General features: G+C 33.7%; 1 protein-coding gene. It reads right to left on the reverse strand.

Features of this window, described 5'->3' with window-relative positions; genetic code table 11:
- Window positions 1–38 precede the first annotated feature (38 nt).
- Window positions 39–1,372 (reverse strand): IS3 family transposase gene (locus COO03_RS19825; RefSeq protein WP_097898810.1). Its coding sequence is split into 2 segments (ribosomal slippage): window positions 39–986 and window positions 989–1,372, totalling 1,332 coding nucleotides; the frame shifts between segments, so codons are not numbered across the junction.
- Between the last annotated feature and the right edge of the window lie 99 nt (window positions 1,373–1,471).

Consider the following 1,471-nt stretch of genomic DNA (forward strand, 5'->3'; position numbering starts at 1 on the left):
TAATCTGTACCCTTTGTAAAGGACATTTTGAAAAAAAGTTATGCAACATCAAGAAGATGATTTCTGTATTCAACAGGGGTCATCTTCTTTAAATTCCATTGATATCTATAATGATTGTAATACGTCATATAGCTCTTAATTTCATGTTTTAATTGTGTAAAAGACTCACAGGGTTTTATAGAGGCTTCATCTTTGAGATGACCAAAAAACGATTCTTGTGGGGCGTTATCCCAACAGTTTCCTCTTCTCGACATAGATTGTCCTAGCTTACATTTCTTGACTAATTTTTGATAGGTAGGACTTGTGTAATGAACTCCTTGATCTGAATGGATAAATGCACCTTCAGCTAATTTGATTCGTCTATTCTTCTTTAGTTTAAGCAGAGTATTAGTAGCTATATCTAACGTAAGCCGTTCTGAAACATGATAAGCTAAGATTTCATTCGTGGATCCGTCTTGAATTGTAGACAAATAAGCCCTCTTATTCTTACCGTAAACTAAATAAGTAATATCTGTTAGAAGTGCCTTTCTAGGAAGATTTTGTTTGAATTCTCGATTTAATAGATTGGGTACAACTCGATGTTCTTTCGTCGCTTTCATCATTCTTTTATAAGGATTCGCCTTACGAATCGGACAGACAATCCCGTATTTTTTCATAATTCTACGTATACGCTTTAAATTGTAGACAACTTGAAATCGACCCGCTAATGTCATTTTAATTTGACGAGCCCCTTTATTCCGATTTCTAAATCGCAATGCCTTTAAAATGATTTCTTTTACCACCTCATCTTGATCATTCTTTTGTTTCCGCTTTTCTTGAGATTGTAAAGAGAAATAATTATAGTATCCAGAACGTGAAACGCCAGCTACTTTACACAAGTGGCTTACCATATTTCTTACGTTATATTTTTCGATGACATAACGAATTAATAGATACTTTTGACTAGGTGATAACGTTAGTTTCCTTTCATCCTCCCTTCCATAAGTTTGATCTTTTTTAATAGCTCGTTTTCAGCCTTTAGTAAGTTTCGTTCAGCTTCCAAACGTGCGTACTTTTCTTCTAACGTAAGTTCTCTCTCAAGAGATCTTCCAGAGTTTTCTTTGCGTGTATCACGTAAACCAAATACACCATTCTCTCTATAAGCACCACGCCATCTACTTCCTGATGAAATAATACGCTTTATTCCAATCATATCTATGTCAAAACCACATGCTTCAAAGATGTCCCTAGGCAATTTTCCTTTTTCATTTTCTTCAATAAAAATACGCTTAAATTCGTCTGTGTAAGTAATAGCCTTTTCACTCACAGCTTTTACATATGGATTCTTTAATAGTGTTTGAATTTCTTTTTCCGTAAAAATCTTTTTTGTCATTTTGAAATTTCTCCGATCCCGATTTTTCTCTTATTATACAAGAAATACCCTATAGAACAGACTTTTTTTCAAAGTGTCTATTCTATAGGGTACATTTTA

Origin of the sequence: Bacillus sp. AFS098217 (genome assembly GCF_002551815.1) — a bacterium.
Lineage (GTDB): Bacteria > Bacillota > Bacilli > Bacillales > Bacillaceae_G > Bacillus_A.